Raw genomic sequence first — 398 nt, 5'->3', positions numbered from 1 at the left:
GCTTACTGCTCAAATTTTCATGATCTAAAATATTTTTATTTACCTTTTTAGCTTCTCTACTTTTATGACAAACTTGTTGTGTTTTTATGATTCTGTTTAAAAAATTTGCCACTGTTGCTTCTGGTACTCTAATGAGCCGCATTTTTGGCTTTATACGTGAAATGTTGATGGCAGCAATGTTGGGAACTGGTCCTGTTTCCGATGCATTCAACGCCGCCTTTCGTTTTCCCAATACATTCCGCCGTTTTTTTGCTGAAGGGGCCTTTAATGCGGCTTTTGTTCCTCTTTTTGCAAAAAAAATTACCGAAGATGGTCAAGAAACTGCATGCAAATTTGCAGAAGAAGTTTTTGGTATTCTCTTTTCACTGCTCTTACTTTTAACCATCGCCATGGAATTA

At 36.9% G+C, this 398-nt stretch carries 1 protein-coding gene; it reads left to right on the top strand.

Going from position 1 to position 398, the window contains the following annotated elements; genetic code table 11:
* Nucleotides 1–86: 86 nt before the first annotated feature.
* Nucleotides 87–398: lipid II flippase MurJ (locus tag J7R05_RS08730; RefSeq protein ID WP_281388244.1), on the top strand; the 312-nt coding region annotated here is incomplete at its 3' end.

The organism is Bartonella capreoli, from assembly GCF_902813205.1.
Taxonomy (GTDB): Bacteria; Pseudomonadota; Alphaproteobacteria; order Rhizobiales; family Rhizobiaceae; genus Bartonella; species Bartonella schoenbuchensis.
The sequence above is the reverse complement of the archived record's forward strand: the minus strand, read 5'-3'. Positions and strand labels throughout refer to the sequence as shown.